The organism is Micromonospora sp. NBRC 110009 (genome assembly GCF_030518795.1).
In the GTDB taxonomy this organism is placed as follows: domain Bacteria; phylum Actinomycetota; class Actinomycetes; order Mycobacteriales; family Micromonosporaceae; genus Micromonospora.
Genome location: NZ_CP130427.1, coordinates 2,647,652 through 2,664,079, shown reverse-complemented (window position 1 = coordinate 2,664,079; position 16,428 = coordinate 2,647,652). Strand labels below are relative to the sequence as shown.

The 16,428-nt window shown below is 75.1% G+C and carries 13 protein-coding genes and 1 pseudogene; 7 read left to right on the top strand and 7 right to left on the bottom strand.

The genetic code is table 11. The features are described 5' to 3' along the window. Positions 1–196 precede the first annotated feature (196 nt). A complete protein-coding gene (locus Q2K19_RS12725) occupies positions 197–700 on the top strand; it encodes an inorganic diphosphatase (RefSeq protein ID WP_302770915.1) in 504 nt (167 codons plus the stop codon). 54 nt (positions 701–754) lie between these two features. Here the strand turns inward: Q2K19_RS12725 and eccD are convergent, their stop codons facing one another. Next, complete coding sequence (gene eccD, locus Q2K19_RS12720) at positions 755–2,158, bottom strand: type VII secretion integral membrane protein EccD (protein ID WP_302770911.1); 1,404 nt, start codon at positions 2,156–2,158, stop codon at positions 755–757. Between the two features lie 102 nt (positions 2,159–2,260). Between eccD and eccCa the strand changes: the two are divergent. The 4 genes and pseudogenes from eccCa to Q2K19_RS12700 all read left to right on the top strand — a co-directional run bounded on the left by eccCa (position 2,261) and on the right by Q2K19_RS12700 (position 9,259). Beyond that, positions 2,261–6,267 (top strand): annotated as a pseudogene (gene eccCa / locus Q2K19_RS12715) (type VII secretion protein EccCa). A gap of 86 nt (positions 6,268–6,353) precedes the next feature. Further along, positions 6,354–7,664, top strand: coding sequence for a type VII secretion-associated serine protease mycosin (gene mycP / locus Q2K19_RS12710; protein ID WP_446839664.1), 1,311 nt, complete (start codon positions 6,354–6,356; stop codon positions 7,662–7,664). A gap of 44 nt (positions 7,665–7,708) precedes the next feature. Then, complete coding sequence (locus tag Q2K19_RS12705; RefSeq protein ID WP_446839665.1) at positions 7,709–8,506, top strand: phosphatase PAP2 family protein; 798 nt, start codon at positions 7,709–7,711, stop codon at positions 8,504–8,506. Positions 8,507–8,536: 30 nt separating this feature from the next. Further along, positions 8,537–9,259 (top strand): phosphatase PAP2 family protein, encoded by a 723-nt coding sequence (locus Q2K19_RS12700; protein ID WP_302770907.1) that lies wholly within the window; start codon positions 8,537–8,539, stop codon positions 9,257–9,259. Between the two features lie 37 nt (positions 9,260–9,296). On the opposite strand, the gene Q2K19_RS12695 is transcribed toward Q2K19_RS12700, so the two are convergent. The 6 genes from Q2K19_RS12695 to Q2K19_RS12670 form a co-directional block, all read right to left on the bottom strand. Then, a complete protein-coding gene (locus Q2K19_RS12695) occupies positions 9,297–10,475 on the bottom strand; it encodes a MarP family serine protease (protein WP_302770905.1) in 1,179 nt (392 codons plus the stop codon). A gap of 86 nt (positions 10,476–10,561) precedes the next feature. After that, positions 10,562–11,254 carry an NUDIX hydrolase gene (locus tag Q2K19_RS12690; RefSeq protein ID WP_302770902.1) on the bottom strand — a complete coding sequence of 231 codons (693 nt, stop codon included), beginning with the start codon at positions 11,252–11,254 and terminating at the stop codon, positions 10,562–10,564. Then, complete coding sequence (locus tag Q2K19_RS12685) at positions 11,251–11,862, bottom strand: TlpA family protein disulfide reductase (protein ID WP_302770900.1); 612 nt, start codon at positions 11,860–11,862, stop codon at positions 11,251–11,253. Before Q2K19_RS12685 ends, Q2K19_RS12690 begins: the two co-directional genes overlap by 4 nt. After that, on the bottom strand, positions 11,859–12,638 hold the full coding sequence (gene nth, locus Q2K19_RS12680; protein WP_302770899.1) for an endonuclease III: 780 nt from the start codon (positions 12,636–12,638) through the stop codon (positions 11,859–11,861). The genes Q2K19_RS12685 and nth overlap by 4 nt, the downstream gene beginning before the upstream one ends. A gap of 61 nt (positions 12,639–12,699) precedes the next feature. Further along, complete coding sequence (locus tag Q2K19_RS12675) at positions 12,700–13,872, bottom strand: CapA family protein (RefSeq protein WP_302770897.1); 1,173 nt, start codon at positions 13,870–13,872, stop codon at positions 12,700–12,702. A gap of 88 nt (positions 13,873–13,960) precedes the next feature. After that, positions 13,961–14,623, bottom strand: a complete 663-nt coding sequence (locus Q2K19_RS12670) for an adenosylcobinamide amidohydrolase (RefSeq protein ID WP_302770895.1) — start codon at positions 14,621–14,623, stop codon at positions 13,961–13,963. 129 nt (positions 14,624–14,752) lie between these two features. On the opposite strand from Q2K19_RS12670, the gene Q2K19_RS12665 reads away from it, so the two are divergent. Together Q2K19_RS12665 and Q2K19_RS12660 are read left to right on the top strand one after the other, a co-directional pair. Further along, positions 14,753–15,430, top strand: coding sequence for a Crp/Fnr family transcriptional regulator (locus Q2K19_RS12665; RefSeq protein WP_007073398.1), 678 nt, complete (start codon positions 14,753–14,755; stop codon positions 15,428–15,430). 197 nt (positions 15,431–15,627) lie between these two features. Next, positions 15,628–16,371, top strand: coding sequence for a metallophosphoesterase family protein (locus Q2K19_RS12660; RefSeq protein ID WP_302770875.1), 744 nt, complete (start codon positions 15,628–15,630; stop codon positions 16,369–16,371). Positions 16,372–16,428: the final 57 nt, after the last annotated feature.

Here is a 16,428-nt window from a genome sequence, read left to right as displayed (position 1 = left end):
TCAACCCCTTCGGGGCGGTAGTGTGAATCTTCCCTCCCCACGACCCCCTCCTCCCCCGCTCAGAAGCACCTTGGGTGACACTACTTCGGTCCGAACACTATGCGGCGGCCGGAGTCGGCGGGGGTGGTTCACCCGACCGGGAGTGGCGCGCCACTGGTTCCGTTAGCCAGCGTGGGCAAACGAGGGAGCGTGGAAGATGGATTTCGACGTCACGGTTGAGATCCCGAAGGGTCACCGCAACAAGTACGAGGTGGACCACGCGACCGGCCGGATCCGGCTGGACCGCACCCTCTTCACCTCCACGCAGTACCCGGCCGACTACGGCTTCATCGAGGGCACCCTGGGCGAGGACGGCGACCCGCTGGACGCGCTGGTGCTGGTCCCCGAGCCCACCTTCCCGGGCTGCCTGATCCGCTGCCGGACCATCGGCATGTTCCGGATGACGGACGAGAAGGGCGGCGACGACAAGGTCCTCTGCGTCCCCTACGAGGACCCGCGCCAGGAGCACCTGCGGGACATCCACCACCTCGGCGAGTTCGACCGGCTGGAGATCCAGCACTTCTTCGAGGTGTACAAGGACCTCGAGCCGGGCAAGTCGGTCGAGGGCGCGACCTGGGTGGGGCGCACCGAGGCCGAGGCCGAGATCCGGGCCTCGTACCAGCGCGCCAAGGAGGCCGCCGAGCGCGGCGAGGCGCACTGATCTGTCACGCGCCACGCGAAGGCCCGGGTCGCTCGACGACCCGGGCCTTCGCATTCAGCCGAGCAGCCCGCGGGCCCGGTCGTAGAGGTCCAGCACCGCGCAGGCGACCGGCACCACGGAGACCACCAGCACGGTGTCGGTCAGGTCGGCCAGCCGACCGAGGTACGGGGAGACCGGCCGCCGGGCGTACGTGGCGCCGGCCGCGACGGCGGCCAGGGCCAGCAGGAGCCCGCCGCCGGCCAGCGCGAGCCGGCCGGTCGGGTCGACGCGCCCGGCGAGGACCGCGCCGAGCAGGGCGCACCCGGTCAGGCCGGCGGCCACCGCGGGGACCCGGTGGCGGACCGCCACGAACAGCCGGCAGCGCAGCAGCAGCACGGCGCAGCCGACCGCCGCCAGCACTCGGCCGGCCGGCCCGCCCGCCGTGGCCAGCACCGCGGTGGCGGCGACCGCCAGCACGGCCTGCCCGAGCAGCAGGCCGGTCAGCACCTCCTCGGTCCGGGCCACCGCGGCGTGCACCCGGCCCGGGTCCGGCAGGTCCCGGACGCCGCCCGGGCCGCCGCCGGGGGTGGCGGCGGGCAGGGTGATCGGCGGCAGCGGCAGCTTGCCGAGCCGGATCGCCAGCAGCGGCAGCCCGCCGAGCGCGAAGACCAGCACGCAGAGCAGCACGGCGGCGGTGCTGGCGGGGTCGAGGAGGAGCCCGCCGAGGGCGGCCGCCGCGCCGGCCCCACCGACGGTCGCGCCGGCCACGAAGACCCGCGCCCGGCTGGCCACGCCGAGCAGGCCGAGCACCGACACCAGCAGCAGGGCCACCGCGCCGGCCAGCAACTCCGGCGCGCCGACCCAGCGCAGTGGCCCGAGCGGACCGACCGGGTCGCCGCTGCTCACGGCCAGGGCGCCGGCCGCCGCGGCGTACGGCAGGGCGTACCCGGCCAGGGTGGTGCCGGTCGGGCCATCCCCGTACGCCCGGGAGGCGGCGGTGCCGGCGAGCACCAACAGGAAGGCGACCGCGCCGGCCACGGGCCAGCCGCTCCCCTGCCCGGGCCCGGCGGCCAGCACGGCGAGCAGCCCGACGGCCAGCGGCACGCCCGCCCCGGCCAGGGTGACCGCCCGAGTGGCCGCGGGCGACCAGGCGGCGCCCCGCCGGCGGGCCCCGTCGGCGATGGCCTCGACCACGTCGTCGTACTCGAGTTCGGGCCACTCCGCCCGGGCCGGGACGAGGTGCAGCACCTCGCCGTCGCGTACCCCCTGGGGCAGCAGCGCCTGCGCGGTGGCGAGCAGCGCGCCGTCGGTGCGGCGCAGCACCCAGCCACCGTGCCGCTCCCCGTCGTCGGCCAGCCCCTCGCCGGCGTGCCGGAGCACCTCGGGCAGCAGCTCGGCCAGGGGAACCTGCTCCGGCAGGGCCACGTCCACCCGCCGCTGCGGGGCACTGATCGTGACCCGGGCCAGCCCGATTGTCATCGAGGTATCTCCATATCGAGCGGGATGGGTGACTGACGGACGACAGGACTTTACCTACGATGAGCGAGGCTCGGGTCACCGAGAGCCACCTGGGGAGGCCGAGTGTCCACTGTCGTCGTCAAGCGGCCGCCACGCCGCCCGGCGCCGGAGATTCCGGGCGGGGAGCTGCCCGTGCCGGCACCGCCGGAGATCCCGGTGCTCACCGGCGGGCGCTGGCAGCAGGCGCTGATGGTGCTGCCCATGCTCGGCGGCACCGTGGCGATGGCGATGATGTTCGGCCGGGGCGGCGGCGCGTACTCGTACGTGGTGGGCGGCATGTTCGGCCTCTCCTCGCTGGCCATGCTGGTGACCTCGTGGGGCGGCGCCGGCCCGAAGAAGTCGGAGATGATGGCCGCCCGCCGGGAATACCTGCGCCACCTGGCCGCGCTGCGGCGCCGGGTCCGGGAGACAGCCGGGGCGCAGCGGACCGGGCTCTACTACCGGCACCCCGACCCGGGCCGGCTCTGGTCGACCGTCGACAGCCACGGGTCTGGGAGCGCCGGCCGGGCGACCCCGACTTCGCCGTGGTCCGGGTGGGGGTCGGCCCGCAGACGCTGGCCACCCCGCTGGTGCCGCCGGTCACCCGGCCGCTGGAGGAGCTGGAGCCGATGACCGCGGGGGCGCTGCGGCGCTTCCTCGACGCGTACTCGGTGGTGCCGGACCTGCCGGTGGCGCTCTCGCTGCGCAGCTTCGCCCGGGTCTTCGTACGCGGCCCGGCCGTGCGACAACTCCAGCTCGGCGCGTCTGACGCCGCGCAGCGACCTGGAGCCGTCGCTGACCGCGGAGCCGGCTCCCCGGCCGCGCAGGCGCTGGCCCGGGCGGTGCTCACCCAGCTCGCCGTCTTCCACGCCCCCGACGAGCTGCTGGTCGCGGTCTGCGCCGGCCCGGAGCGGCGGGCGCGCTGGGAGTGGGTGAAGTGGCTGCCGCACGCCCACCATCCGAGCCGTACCGACGCGCTCGGCCCGGTGCGGCTGGTCACCAGCTCCGCCGCCGAGCTGGAGCAGCTCCTCGACGACGTGCTGGCCAGCCGGTCCCGGTTCAGCCCGGTCGGCCCGGCCACCGACGGCCCGCACGTGGTGGTGCTGCTCGACGGCGGCGACCTGACCGGGGCCACCGACCTGGCTGGCGACGGCGGCATCGACGGGGTCACCGTGCTCGACCTGGACACCCCGCCGCCCCGCCTGCTCGACCGGTACGCGCTCCTGCTCGACCTGGCCGACGGCCGGCTGCACTCGCGCTCCGCGGAGGGGCACGCGGAGGTCGGCACCGCCGACGCGCTGGAGCCCGCCGACGCCGAGTCGGTCGCCCGCCGGCTCGCCCCGCTGCGGCTCGCCGGCACGGTACGCGGACCGGACGGCCCGCCCGGCGCCGAGCCGGGCCTGCCCGAGCTGCTCGGACTCGGCGACCCGGAGAACTTCACCGCCGAGCAGGGCTGGGCGCCCCGGGCCGCCCGGGACCGGCTGCGGGTGCCGATCGGGGTGGGCGCCGACGGCGGCGCGATCGAGCTGGACCTCAAGGAGTCCGCGCAGGACGGCATGGGCCCGCACGGCCTGCTCATCGGCGCCACCGGCTCCGGCAAGTCGGAGCTGCTCCGCACGCTGGTGCTGGGGCTGGCCGCCACGCACAGCTCGGAACAGCTCAACTTCGTCCTCGTCGACTTCAAGGGCGGCGCCACCTTCGCGCCGTTCGAGCGGCTGCCGCACACCGCCGCGGTGATCACCAACCTGGCGGACACGCTGCCGCTCGTCGACCGGATGGTCGCCGCGATCAACGGCGAGCTGGTGCGCCGGCAGGAGCTGCTCCGCCGGGCCGGCAACTTCGCCGGCCAGCGGGACTACGAGCGGGCCCGGGCCGCCGGTACCCCGCTCGCCCCGCTGCCGTCGCTGCTGCTGATCTGCGACGAGTTCTCCGAGCTGCTCTCCGCCAAGCCCGACTTCATCGACCTGTTCGTCCAGATCGGCCGGCTGGGTCGGTCGCTCGGCGTCCACCTGCTGCTGGCCAGCCAGCGGCTGGAGGAGGGGCGGCTGCGCGGGCTGGACACCCACCTGTCGTACCGGATCGGGTTGCGCACCTTCTCGGCGCTGGAGTCGCGGACGGTGCTCGGCGTGCCGGACGCGCACGAGCTCCCCCGCAGTCCGGGGCACGGCTACCTCCGCTCGGGCACCGACCCGCTGACCCGGTTCAAGGCCGCGTACGTCTCCGGCCCGGTGCGCCGCCGGGGCGGCCCGGCCGGCTCGCCCGACGGCGGCACGTCCCGGCTGCTCTCCTTCTCGACCCACCTGGTGCCGGTCACCGAGCCGGCCACCCCCGCCGCGCTCCCCACCACGGCGGACCCCACCGAGAGCCTGCTCGATCTGCTGGTCGGCCGGCTGGCCGGGCAGGGCCCGCCGGCGCACCAGGTGTGGCTGCCGCCGCTGGACGAGCCCCCCACCCTGGACGAGCTGCTGGGCCCGGTCGGCGCCGACCCGGTACGCGGGCTCACCGTGGCGAACCCGGAGCTGCACGGCGCGCTCCAGGTGCCGGTCGCCCTGCTGGACAAGCCGTTCGACCAGCGCCGGGACCTGCTCTGGCTGGCGCTGGACGGGGCGGCCGGGCACGTGGCCGTGGTGGGCACCACCCGCAGCGGCCGGTCCACCCTGCTGCGCACGCTCAGCTGCGCCCTGGCGCTCACCCACACCCCGGCCGAGGCCCAGATCTACTGCCTCGACCTCGGCGGCGGGACGCTAGGCGCGCTGCGCGACCTGCCGCACGTCGGCGGGGTGGCGGGGCGGGCCGACCACACCGCCGTACGCCGTACCGTCGGCGAGATCGTCAGCCTGCTCGTCGAGCGGGAGCGGCGCTTCGCCGAGGCGGGGGTGGAGTCGGTGGCGGCGTGGCGCCGGCGGCGGGCCGCCGCGCTGCCCGCCGGGCGGCCGGACCCCGACCCGTTCGGCGACGTGTTCCTGGTGATCGATGGATGGAACACCCTGCGCAGCGACTACGAGGACCTGGAACCGCTGGTCACCGAGCTGGCCACCCGAGGGCTCGCGTACGGGGTGCACGTGGTCGCCAGCTCGCTGCGCTGGTCGGACTTCCGGCCGGCGATCCGGGACCTCTTCGGCTCCCGCCTCGAACTGCGCCTCGGCGACCCGGCCGACTCGGTGCTGGTCAAGCGCCCCGTCGCGGCCACCGTGCCGGAGCAGCAGCCGGGCCGCGGCATCACCGCCGAGGGGCTGCACTTCCTCACCGCCCGGCCCACCGTCGCCGCGCTGGGCACCGGGACCACCGACCTGGTCAAGGCGGTGGCCGGGGCGTGGGCCGGGCCGACCGCGCCCCGGATCCGGCTGCTCCCGCCCGTGCTGCCCTACGCGGAGCTGGACCAGAGCGGGACCGACGGGTTGGCCTTCCCGATCGGGGTGGCCGAGGCGGACCTGCGTCCGGTGGTGCTGGACTTCGCCGTGGAGCCCAACTTCGTGGTCTTCGGCGACGCCGAGTGCGGCAAGTCGTCGTTCCTGCGCGCGTTGGCCACCTCGATCGTCAACCGGTTCACCCCGGACGAGGCCCGGGTGATCCTGGTGGACTACCGGCGCAGCCTGATGGGCACCATCGAGACGCCGCACCTGATCGGGTACGGCACGGCCGCGCCGCACACCGTCGCGCTGATCGAGTCGGCGGCCAGCTACCTCCAGGGGCGGCTGCCCGGGCCGGAGGTCACCCCGGCCGAGCTGCGCAGCCGGTCCTGGTGGACCGGTCCGGAGCTGTTCGTGCTGGTGGACGACTACGACCTGGTGGCCGGTGGGCCGGCGAACCCGCTGCGCGCGCTGGAGGAGCATCTGCCGCACGCCCGGGACGTCGGCCTGCACCTGGTGCTCGCCCGCCGGGCGGCCGGTTCCGGCCGGACCTCGTACGAGCCGATCGTCCAGCGGCTGCGGGAGCTCTCCACGCCCGGCCTGGTGATGTCCGGCGGCCCGGAGGAGGGGACGCTCGTGGGTCAGGTGAAGGCCGGGCCGCTGCCCCCGGGGCGGGGCCGGCTGGTGACCCGGCGGGAGGGCGTCCGGCTGGTGCAGCTGGCCCACCTGCCGCCGGGATGAGCGGGGTCAGCGACTTGCACCGTGGCGTACGGGAAACCCGGTAATCTCCGAGCAGCATGTTTCTGTCGCGTTGAATGGCTGGGGATGTGACCAGGGATCGGCAGGGAGCCCCGACGGCGGCCCGGCGTCTTGTCGGGCGCGCGCTGCTCGGTGCGGCGGCCGCCCTCGCCACCGTGGCCGGTCCGCTGGCCCCGCCCGCGCACGCGGCCCCGGCCCCCGCCGCAGCAGGAACCGCCCGGCGTGCGCCGGTGGACGAGCCCACCGGGGTGGACCCGGTCCGTGAGGGGCAGTGGCAGCTCGCCACGTTGCAGGCGCAGACCGCCTGGCAGACCTCCACCGGTCGCGGCATCATCGTCGCCGTCGTCGACTCCGGAGTGGACGGTTCCCACCCCGACCTGGCCGGGCAGGTGCTGCCCGGCATCGACCTGGTCTCGAAGGGTGCCGACGAACCGGATCCGGTGGGGCACGGCACCACCGTCGCCGGCCTGATCGCCGGGCGCAACGACGACGATCGCGGCGCGGTCGGGCTGGCGCCGGACGCCAAGATCCTCCCGGTCCGGGTGCTCGACCAGGAGAACCGGTACGACGACGCGTTGACGGTCGCCAAGGGGGTGCGTTGGGCGGTGGACCACGGCGCCCTCGTGATCAACCTCTCTCTCGGCGGCAGCGAACCCAGCCCGCCCCTGGCCGCCGCCATCGACTACGCCTTCGCCCGCAACGTCGTGGTGGTCGCCTGCACCGGCAACCTGGCCACCTCGGACAGCCGCAAGGTCTGGTACCCGGCCCGCGAGCCGGGCGTGCTCGCCGTCACGGGGCTGGACCGGAATGACAACCTCTGGTCCGGCTCGGTCACCGGCCATGAGACGGTGCTCAGCGCTCCGGCCACCGCGATCTACGGGGCCCGCCCCGGTGGTTACTGGCTGATGCAGGGCACCAGCTTCGCGGCCCCGCTGGTCGCGGCGACGGCGGCCCTCGTCCGGGCCCGGTACCCGCAGATGTCCGCCGCGGACGTGGTCAACCGGATCATCACCACCGCGCGGGACCTCGGGCCCACCGGTCGGGACGACCGGTTCGGCTACGGCATGGTCGATCCGGTGGCCGCGCTGACCTCCGACGTGCCGTCGGTGGCGCGCAACCCGCTCGACGACCAGGGCTCCCCCGGGGAGGTGGGCTTCGGCCGGGCGCCCGGCGCCGGCCCGGACACCCGGGCCGACGCCGGGCAGGGCGCCGACCCGTTCACCCTGGCCGCACCCAAGCAGACCCGGTGGGCGGCCCGCCCGGCCGGCCAGGCCGAAGGCTCGGCGCCGGAGCGGCTCTGGCCAGGGCTCGTCCTGCTCGTCGCGCTGGTCACCGGCGCCGCGCTGGCGATCCGCCGGTTCCGCCAGTCCGGCCGCTGACCGGGCCGGTCTGACCCTGGCCTTTCCTGGGTAGGGGTCACCGCATGAACGCGTCGGGTGTGGGTGATGGGATGTCGACGGTCGAGCGGTCCTGGCGGCGCCGCCGCCTGGATCCGGACCGGTCGCTGGGCCTCCGCCTGACCCTCGCGGCCGTCGCGGCGTTCCTGGTGCTGGTGCCCTTCGCCCTGCTGGCGCTGCTGGTGCTCGGCGCCTGGCCGCCGCTGTTCCGGCTGGACGCGTCGATCACCGCGGCCCTCCACGGGTATGCGCTCGACCACCCGGGCTGGGTGCGGGTGATGAGTTTCTGGACCGATGTGTTCGCCCCCGGCCCGCTGCGGGTGGCCGCCGCCGTGCTGCTGGTCTGGCTGATGCTGCGCCGGGCGCCGCGGCTGGCCCTCTGGGTGGTCACCACGATGGCCGTCGGCGGCCTGCTCGGCGCGCTGCTGAAGCTGCTGGTCGGGCGGCACCGCCCGGACCTGCTCGACCCGGTGGCCCGGGCGGCCGGGTTCTCCTTCCCGTCCGGTCACGCGCTGAACGCCACCCTGGCCGCCGGGGTGCTGCTGCTGGTCTTCCTGCCGTTCGCCCGGGAGCGGCGGCCGCTGCGCTGGGCACTCTGGACCGTGGCGGTGCTGCTCGCGGTGGTGACCGGGCTGAGCCGGATCGCGCTGGGCGTGCACTGGACCAGCGACGTCGTCGGCGGCTGGCTGCTCGGCGTCGCGGTGGTCGCCGCGACGACCGCCGCCTTCACCACCTGGCGGACCCGGACCGGACGCCGGCCGGTGCGTACCGTGCGGGAGGGCGTCGAGCCGGAGCTGGCCGAGTCGGACCCGGACGGCGCGTAGTTCGACACCCGTCGGGGTAAAGGGCGCCCCATGTCCGATCTCGTGGTCCAGGTCGCCCGGCGCATCCTGCTGCCGGTGGCCCTGCTCTTCTCCGTCATGGTGGCGCTGGGCCTCCTGGTCACCCGGGTGCTCGCGAACACCTGGCCGTTCACCGTCGAGGACACGGTCAACCGCGAGCTGGCGGCCGACCGGACGCCGGGGTGGAACGCCGTGTCGCTGGTGTTCAGCACGGTGGCCAGCACCCAGCTGATCGTCGTGGTGACCGTGCTGGTGGCGCTGGTGCTGCGGCTGGTGCTGCACCGCTGGCGGGAACCGCTCTTCCTCTGCGCGGCGGTGAGCGCACAGGCGTTGGTCTTCCTCTTCACCACCATGGTCATCGACCGCCGCCGCCCGGCCGTCGAGCACATGGACGTCTCCCCGCCGACCTCCAGCTTCCCGTCCGGGCACACCTCAGCCGCGATGGCGCTCTACGTCGGCATCGCGGTGCTGCTGGCGCTGCGGGTGCGGAGCACCCCCGCCAAGGTCGCCTGGTGGACGCTGCTGGTCCTGGTGCCGGTCGGGGTGGCGGTCACCCGGATGTACCGAGGCATGCACCACCCCAGCGACGTGGTGGCGTCCTTCCTCAACGGCGGCACCTGCGTGGCGATCATGGCGCGGACGTTGCTCGACCGCACCCTGACCTGGGGCCGGCCCCGGCAGCCGGTCAGCCGCCCGGGCGACGGCGTGGCCCCGGCGGGCGCGTCCGCCGGCTGAGCGTCACCGTCGCGTCCGTCGCGGTCGCTCCGTCCGCTCAGGTGCAGTCGCCGGTGCCGACCGCCCGGGTACGCTCCGCGCCCGCCAGCGCCACCGGCCGGGCCTCGGCGGCGGTCACCGCGAAGCCGGTGTTCGGGTCGTCGGCCGCGGCCGCGAAGATCACCCCGAGCACCAGCCCGTTCGAGGAGACCAGCGGGCCGCCCGAGTTGCCGCTGCGCACCAGCGCCCGGATCGTGTAGATCTCCCGGGTCACGTCACCGGAGGAGTAGATGTCCGGGCCGGTGATCCGGTCGACGTCCCGGACCCGGGCCGGCCGGGCGTCGTACGGGCCGTCGAGGGGGAAGCCCAGCACGATCGCGTCGGCCCCGCTGCCGGCCTGGCCGGCGGCGAAGCGCAGGGACGGGCCGGGCAGCCCGGGCACGTGCAGCACGGCCAGGTCCCGCTGCGGGTCGTAGACGACCACCTCGCCGTCGTACCGCTCGCCGCGCAGCTCGACCGCGACCGAGCGGGTGCCCGCCACCACGTGCGCGTTGGTCATCACCCGGTCGTCGGCGTAGACGAAGCCGGAGCCCTCGATGCGGCGGGCGCAGCTCGGTGCGGAGCCGAGCACCTTGACCACCGCCCGCTGGCTGCTCTGCACCACCTGGGAGCCGGCCAGTGCCGGGTCGGGCGGGGAGACCTGGCGGGCGCGGGTCGGGGCGAGGTCGCCGAAGACGTCCGGGAAGCCGTTGGTGTCGACGGTGTCCCGCAGCGCCGTGGACAGCTCCTGTGCCTTGTCCGGCAGCACCCGGTCGACCACCGTGAGCAGGGCGCTGTTGCGCACCGAGGAGGCCAGCCAGGGCAGTGAGGACGAGCCGAGCGGCACCGCGACCAGCCAGGCCACCAGCATCACGGCGAAGACCGAGACCAGCGCGCCGCCGATGTCGTCGAGCTGCTTGGCCAGCTCGTTCGTGATCGTCTGGCGCAGGTGCGAGCCGAGCCAGCCGGCCAGCGCCTGGCCGAGCACGGCGAGCCCGAAGATCGCGACGAGGGAAATCAGCACCCGGGTGCCGCTCTCGGCGAACTGCCGGGCGATCAGCGGGCCGATCTGGAGGCCGACGAGCGCGCCCAGGAAGAACCCGGAGAACGACAGGGCTCCGATGACGAAGCCCTGACGGTATCCGCTGATCGCGAACACGAGCATGAGCAGCAGCAGTACGAGATCCACGGCGGACACGCACCCAGGGTACGGGCACCGCGCCCAGAAGAGGCTGGCCGCTCGCTGAACGTGACCTTCGGAGGCACGCCGGTGACCGGCCCGGCTCAGCGCACCGGGGCCTCGTCGACCTCGTCGGTGCCGGCGGAGGGGGCCGGGGTGGCACCGGTCGGCGGCAGTTCGACCACCCGGGCGCGGGACCACGGGCGGGCCCAGCCGCCCATCTCCAGCAGCGTGTTCAGCACGCCGGCGGTGAAACCCCAGACCAGCATCCCGCGGACCGAGAAGGCGGGGCCGATCCAGCCGCTGGGGTGGCGTACCCGCACCCGGTTGTCCGGGTCGACCAGCTCGGCGACGGGCAGCCGGGCGACGTGCGCCACCTCGGCCGGCTCGCGGGGGTGCACCGGGTGCGGCGCGTGCCACCACGCGAGCACCGGGGTGACCACGAAGTCGCTGACCGGGATCCACAGCTTGGGCAGCTCGGCCAGCACGGTCACGCTGCCCGGGTCGAGGCCGACCTCCTCGTTCGCCTCGCGCAGCGCGGTGGCGCTGGCGTCGACGTCCTCCGGGTCGGCCGCGCCGCCGGGGAAGGCCGGCTGCCCGGCGTGGTTGCGCAGGGTGGCGGCACGCTGGAGGACCAGCACGTCCGGGCCGGCCCCCGGCTCCTCGCCGAGCAGCACCAGCACGGCGCTCTCCCGGCCGCCGCTCTCCGGCGTGGTGAGCCGGGTGAAGTCCTCGGCGCGGGCGGTGCCGAGCCGGCCGAGCAACGGGTCCAGCCACCCGGGCGGCTGGCGGGTCATGTCGTCACGTCCACGCCGAGCTGCGTCCGGACCAGCTCGGCCAGGCGCGCGTCGTCCAGCGCGCCGGTCGAGTCGGTGTGCCGGATCCGGCCGGTCGCGTCGACGAAGACGGTCAGCGGGAAGGCGTTGCGGCCGAGCGCGTGCTCGAAGGAGTCGCCCTGGTCGACCAGCATCGGGAAGCGGACGCCGAAGTCCTCGCCGATGGACTGCGCGCCGCCGCGACTGTCCCGGCTGTTCACCCCGATCACCTGGAACCGCCCGGCGGCCCGCTCGTGCAGCCGCTGGAACGCGGGCAGCTCCTTGCGGCAGGGCGGGCACCAGGACGCCCAGACGTTGATCACCGCGGGGCCGCGCACGTCCCGCAGCCCGACCGGGGTGCCGCCGGTGAAGCAGGCGAGGGTCAGCTCGGGCAGGCGGTCGCCGGGGTTGCCGCCCGGCGTCGCGGCGGGCGAGGGGGGCGCGGCGGTCAGCGTGGCGCAGTCGGCGAACGGCGAGGGCCGCTCGGGCCGGGCCGGCGCCGCCGCCCCCTCGGGCGGCTCTGCCGTGGCGGTGCAGCCGGCGAGCGCCAGCAGCACCGGGAGGACCAGGTGGCGGAGACGGCGGTTCACGGCACCTCCGCCGCGACCGCCTGCTGCGGCACCAGCTCGGGGTCGATGCCGACGGCCGCCGCGAGATCCCGGGCGCGGGGACCCTTGAGCAGCTTGGCCGCCGCCACCGGGTCGGTTGGCCCGGTGCCGTAGGACGGGCAGAGCTGCGCCAGGGTGCAGGCACCGCAGGCCGGCTTGCGGGCGTGGCAGACCCGGCGGCCGTGGAAGATGATCCGGTGCGACAGCATCGTCCAGTCGCGCTTCGGGTACAGCGCGCCGATCCCGTGCTCGATCTTCACCGGGTCGGTCTCGGTGGTCAGCTGCCACCGCTGCACCAGCCGCTGGAAGTGGGTGTCGACGGTGATGCCGGGGACGCCGAAGGCGTTGCCGAGGATCACGTTGGCGGTCTTGCGCCCGATGCCGGGGAGGGTGACCAGGTCGGCCAGCTTCCCGGGGACCTCGCCGCCGTAGCGCTCGCAGAGGGCGCGGCCGAGGTTGATCAGCGAGGTGGTCTTGTTCCGGTAGAACCCGGTGGGCCGGATCAACTCCTCCAGCTCGGTGCGGTCCGCCGCCGCGTAGTCGGCGGCGGTGCGGTAGCGGGCGAAGAGCTTCGGCGTGACCTCGTTGACCTTCTTGTCGGTGCACTGCGCGGACAGGATGGTGGCGACGGCCAGCTCCAGCGCGTTGGTGTGGTCGAGTTCACAGTGCGCGTCGGGGTGCGTCTCGGTCAGCACCCGGCCGATCCGCCGGGCCCGGCGGGTGCGACCGAGGTCGGTCTCGGGGGAACGCGTGGTCACGCCGGCCAGCCTACGTCGCGCGGCCGACGTCCCGGCGGGCCCACGCGCCGGGCCACCCGCGTTACGCCCCGGTCGGCGCGCTGATCCGGCCGGCCCCGTCCAGCTTGGCCCCGGTCCGCGGGAAGTCCGCCCCGGTCACCTCGCGGACCAGCCCGAGGCCGCGGTGCTGCCGGTCGATCGACGGCCGGCCGACCCCGTTCATCACCGTGGAGGTGAAGGTGCCGCCGACGAAGCCGCCGTCCGGCTTGAGCGTGACCTTGAGCACGCCGCCCCAGCCGAGCCGGCCGGAGCTGTTCAGCGACTTCCCGCCGCCGGCGAAGTTGCCCAGGCTGTACGCGATCAGCCGCCCCCGGTAGAACTCCATGCCGCGCAGCACGTGCGGGCCGTGCCCGACGACCAGGTCGGCACCGGCGTCGATCACCGCGTGGGAGAACTTGATCGGGTCCCCCCGGTTCTCCCCGAAGAACAGCTCGGTGCCCGGCCGGACCCGGCTCTTGTCCGCCCCCTCGGCGCCCATGTGCACCTGCACCACGACCAGGTCGGCCATGGTGGCCGCCTTCGCCACCACCCGCTTCGCGGCCTCGATGTCGACCAGGCTGTTGGACCAGACGTACGAGGAGAAGCCGGCCACCGCCACGGTGACGCCCTCGACCTCGACCACGGTGATCTGGTCCGGGGCGCCGGTGTGCTCCAGGCCGTGCTCCTCCAGCGCCCGCTGGGTGTTCTGGTAACCCTTCGGGCCGTAGTCGTAGCCGTGGTTGTTGGCCTGGTTGAGCAGCTGGAACCCAGCGTCCTTGAGGTGGGCCGCATACTCCGGCGGGGCCCGGAACTGGTAGCAGTTCTGCGGGTTCGGCCCGCACTTGCCGGCGCCGGTGTCCTCGGTGAGCGGCTCCTCCAGGTTGCCCATCACCAGGTCGCCCTTGAGCGCGGCCTTGACGTCGTCGAAGAAGCCCGCCCCGTCGCCGGCCGGCAGCCGGTTCGGGGCGTTGCCCATGATCACGTCACCGGTGGCGGCCAGGGAGATCGCCTTCTCCGACTCGTCCACCGGCTGGACCGGCTGGTCGGCCTCGGCCGGGACCGGGGAGCCGGCGCCCGCGCCCGCGCCCGGCTGCCACACCGGCTCGGTGCCGGTCGACCCGCCGCAGCCGGCGGCCAGCAGGGCGACGAGCAGCGCACCGAGGACGGCCGCCGCGCGGTGGCGCGGACGGGATCCGGAAAAGGCGGCAGCGTACATCGTGGGCGACGCTACCGCCCGGGAAACGCTCCGACGACGGCCGATCGGTCGGAAACCCGACCCGTTGAGCGGGCGACGGCGGCCCGCGTCAACCCGGCCGCCGGTCCGACCACGGGACGACGGTGCCGGCGCCACCGGCCAGGACGGCGGCGTGCACGGCCCGGGCCAGCGGGGCACCCCAGGCCGAGCGGGGACCGCCGTACGGGGCCGGCTCGCCGTCGGCCGGGCAGAGCACGGTGACGGCGTCCGTGGGCGTGCCGGTGGCCGGCAGGCCCAGCTCCCAGATCGCCTGCGCCTTCGCCTCGGTGGCCGTGGCCACCGCGTTGACCAGGGCAGCGTCGCCGAGCCGGGCCGGGACGTACACGACGATGTTGACCGTGCCGACGCGCTGGGCGGGGGTGGCCGGCGCGGGCGCGGCGGCCCAGACCGGGGTGCCCAGCCCGACCGTCGCCCAGACCCGGACACCGCTGTCGGCGCGGGTCACCACCTCGGCCACGTCGACCCCGGTCAGCAGCCCCACCCCGGGCCCGTCCAGGCCCAGGCCGGCGGCCAGCTCGGCCAGGTGGTCGGCCGGGTCGTCGCGGTCGTAGGACATCGGCACGGTCGCGTTGACCACCCACCGGCGGACACCCACGCCCCCGCCGAGCGGGGCCGTGCCGACCGCCAGCAGTGGGTCGTCGGCACGCCAGACCAGCAATGGGACGTCCGACCCGTCCTCGTGACGGGTGGTCAGGAAGGGCTCACTCAGCACAGCCAGCAGCCTATGATCCGAGGGGTGCACCTCTGATTCGTGCTCATGTGCGCCTAGACTGGCGGCGCGCGCGGGATCAGCGGACGGCGGACCCGGCCGACGGACGGCACGCGCAGGCGGAGGTGCGCGATGGACGAGGTACTGGCCCGCAGCGGGATCTTCCAGGGTGTCGACCCGGAGGCTGCCGAGGCGCTCGCCAAGGAGATGGAGACGATCGAGGTCCGTAAGGGCGAGGTCGTGTTCAACGAGGGCGAGCCCGGCGACAGTCTCTACATCCTCCTGTCCGGCAAGATCAAGGTGGGTCGCCGCGCGGCGGACGGCCGGCAGAACCTGATCGCCGTGATGGGCCCGTCGGACATGGTCGGCGAGCTCTCGCTCTTCGACCCCGGCCCGCGTACGGCGACGGCCACCGCGGTGACCGACACCCGGCTGGTCCGCCTGCGCAAGCAGGCGCTGCGACCCTGGCTGAACAACCGGCCCGAGATCGCGGAGCAGCTGCTGCGGGTGCTCGCCCGCCGGCTGCGCCGGACCAACGACTCGCTGGCCGACCTGATCTTCACGGACGTGCCCGGGCGGGTCGCCAAGAACCTGCTCCAGATGGCCGGCCGGTTCGGCACCCGGGACGGCGGCGTGCTGCGGGTGACCCACGACCTGACCCAGGAGGAGATCGCCCAGCTCGTCGGCGCCTCCCGGGAGACCGTCAACAAGGCCCTCGCCGACTTCGCCTCGCGCGGCTGGCTGCGGCTGGACGGCAAGAGCATCATCATCCTCGACCCGGAGCGCCTGGCCCGCCGCGCGCGGGTCTGACGCCCTGCCCGGCCGGCCCCGATCCGGCCACCGGCTCGTCCCCGGCCCGGACCGCCCCGAGCGGTCCGGGCCGGCGCCGTTTCCGAACGTTTCAGCGCGGGTCGGTGCCGAACCCGGACCGCCCCTGGCCGATGCCGGTCGTCTGCCCGGCGCAGAATCGCTGGACCGGCGGCCGGCGGGGCGGGAACGCTGGGGCGATGCTCGAACGTGTCGCAGTCCTCTCCGACATCCACGGCGCGCTGCCGCCCCTGGAGGCCGTGCTGGCCGAGCCGGACGTCGCCACGGCGGACCTGATCGTGCTCACCGGTGACATCGCCAGCGGTCCGCAACCGATCGAGGTGCTCGACCGGCTCGCCGCGCTCGGCGAACGGGCCTGCTGGGTCGCCGGCAACGGCGAGCGGGAACTGGTCGAGGCGCGGGCCGGCAGGAAGTCGCCGTTCGAGGTCGCGAACTGGGCGGCCGAGCAGCTCCGGGGCGACCAGCTGGCCCGGCTGGCCGGGCTGCCGCTGACCGTCACGCTGCCGGTCGCCGGTCTCGGCGAGGTGCTCTTCTGCCACGCGACGCCCCGCGACGACGAGGAGGTCGTCCTGGTGGACTCGCGGATGGAACGTTGGGCGGAGGTCTTCGCCGGGGTGCCGGCCGAGGTGGGCACCGTGGTCTGCGGGCACACCCACATGCCGTTCACCCGGCTGGTCGACCGCCGGCTGGTGATCAACCCGGGCAGCGTCGGGATGCCGTACGGCGGGGCGGGCGCCTGGTGGGCGCTGCTCGGTCCCGGCGTGCAGCTGCGCCGGACCGGGTACGAGGTGGACGCCGCCTGCGCCCGGGTGGCCGCCGAGTCCGGCTTCCCGGACGCCGCCGAGTGGGCCGACGAGTACCTCCGCTCCCGGCACAGCGACGCCGACGCCCTCGCCGTCTTCGGCCCCCGCGACGGCCGCTGACGGATCGGCCGCGAACGACCGCCGCGTGCGGCGGGACCGGCCGGGCACCCGGCCGGT

What these genes read in the sequence shown, in the direction of transcription:
- Q2K19_RS12660 (WP_302770875.1), top strand. Translation starts at nt 15,628, where the DNA reads ATGCTCGAACGTGTCGCAGTCCTCTCCGACATCCACGGCGCGCTGCCG.
- Q2K19_RS12675 (WP_302770897.1), bottom strand. Translation starts at nt 13,872, where the DNA reads ATGTACGCTGCCGCCTTTTCCGGATCCCGTCCGCGCCACCGCGCGGCG.
- Q2K19_RS12665 (WP_007073398.1), top strand. Translation starts at nt 14,753, where the DNA reads ATGGACGAGGTACTGGCCCGCAGCGGGATCTTCCAGGGTGTCGACCCG.
- Q2K19_RS12690 (WP_302770902.1), bottom strand. Translation starts at nt 11,254, where the DNA reads ATGACCCGCCAGCCGCCCGGGTGGCTGGACCCGTTGCTCGGCCGGCTC.
- Q2K19_RS12705 (WP_446839665.1), top strand. Translation starts at nt 7,709, where the DNA reads ATGAACGCGTCGGGTGTGGGTGATGGGATGTCGACGGTCGAGCGGTCC.
- Q2K19_RS12700 (WP_302770907.1), top strand. Translation starts at nt 8,537, where the DNA reads ATGTCCGATCTCGTGGTCCAGGTCGCCCGGCGCATCCTGCTGCCGGTG.
- Q2K19_RS12725 (WP_302770915.1), top strand. Translation starts at nt 197, where the DNA reads ATGGATTTCGACGTCACGGTTGAGATCCCGAAGGGTCACCGCAACAAG.
- eccD (WP_302770911.1), bottom strand. Translation starts at nt 2,158, where the DNA reads ATGACAATCGGGCTGGCCCGGGTCACGATCAGTGCCCCGCAGCGGCGG.